Consider the following 1434-nt stretch of genomic DNA (forward strand, 5'->3'; position numbering starts at 1 on the left):
GCCCCCGCGGCGTCCGACGCCCCACCGCACGCCCCCGCGCAGGGGCCCCGACCCGGAAGCACGAGGATCGCAGCATGGACGCCATCAGCATCATCCGCACCAAGCGCGACGGCGGCACCCTGAGCCCCGAACAGATCGACTGGATCATCGACGCCTACACCCGCGGCGCGGTCGCCCACGAGCAGATGGCCGCCCTCGCCATGGCGATCGTGATCAACGGCATGGACCGCGAGGAGATCGCGCGCTGGACCGCCGCCAAGATCGCCTCCGGCGAGCGGATGGACTTCTCCGGCCTGAGCCGCCCCACCGTCGACAAGCACTCCACCGGGGGCGTGGGGGACAAGATCACCCTTCCGCTGGCCCCGCTCGTGGCGGCCTGCGGCGCCGCCGTCCCCCAGCTGTCCGGACGGGGACTGGGCCACACCGGCGGCACCCTCGACAAGCTGGAGTCGATCCCCGGCTGGCGCGCCGACCTCGACAACGAGGAGATGCTGGACATCCTCGACCGCGTCGGCGCGGTGATCTGCGCTGCCGGGCCCGGCCTCGCCCCCGCCGACCGCAAGCTCTACGCGCTGCGCGACGTCACCGGCACCGTGGAGTCCATCCCCCTGATCGCCGCCTCGATCATGAGCAAGAAGATCGCCGAGGGCACCGACTCCCTGGTGCTGGACGTCAAGGTCGGCTCCGGCGCCTTCATGAAGAACCTCGACGACGCCCGGGAGCTGGCCTCCACCATGGTCGGCCTGGGCACCGACCACGGCGTGCGCACCGTCGCGCTGCTCACCGACATGTCGGTCCCGCTGGGCCTGACCGCCGGGAACGCCCTGGAGGTCCGCGAGGCGGTGGAGGTCCTCGCCGGTGGCGGCCCGGCCGACGTGGTGGAGCTGACCGTCGCCCTGGCGCGGGAGATGCTCACCGCCGCCGGGCTCCCGGACGCCGACCCGGAGCGGGCCCTGGCCGACGGTTCGGCCATGGACGTGTGGCGCCGCATGATCTCCGCCCAGGGCGGCGACCCGGACGCGCCGCTGCCCACCGCCCGGGAGACCCACACCGTCACCGCGCCGACCACCGGCACCCTGCTGGGCCTGGACGCCTACGACGTGGGCCTGGTCGCCTGGCGGCTGGGCGCGGGCCGGGCCCGCAAGGAGGACGCGGTGCAGGCGGGCGCGGGCGTGGAGTGGCACGCCCGCCCCGGTGACCGGGTCACCGCGGGAGCCCCGCTGCTGACCCTGCACACCGACACCCCCGAGCGGTTCCCCCGGGCGCTGGAGGCGTTGGAGAACGGCGCGGTGACCATCGGTGAGCCGGAGGACGGGGTCGACCCCGTCCGGCCGCTGATCCTCGGCCGGGTGGACTGACACCGGCTTCGGCGGGTCCCGTCCCGAACCACCCCGCACGGCCCGGCGTCACGGGGCCGGGTGGGGTCGTTCGGGG

General features: G+C 74.8%; 1 protein-coding gene. It reads left to right on the forward strand.

Annotated features, from left to right (window positions below; translation table 11 throughout):
- Positions 1 to 74 precede the first annotated feature (74 nt).
- Complete coding sequence (locus FOE67_RS25640) at positions 75 to 1358, forward strand: thymidine phosphorylase (protein WP_182667204.1); 1284 nt, start codon at positions 75 to 77, stop codon at positions 1356 to 1358.
- Positions 1359 to 1434: the final 76 nt, after the last annotated feature.

The sequence above is a fragment of the Streptomyces calidiresistens genome, assembly GCF_014141525.1.
Classification (GTDB): domain Bacteria; phylum Actinomycetota; class Actinomycetes; order Streptomycetales; family Streptomycetaceae; genus Streptomyces; species Streptomyces calidiresistens.

Bases quoted from the DNA above. Each gene is read 5' to 3' on its own strand.
- FOE67_RS25640 (WP_182667204.1), top strand. From the start codon at position 75: ATGGACGCCATCAGCATCATCCGCACCAAGCGCGACGGCGGCACCCTG.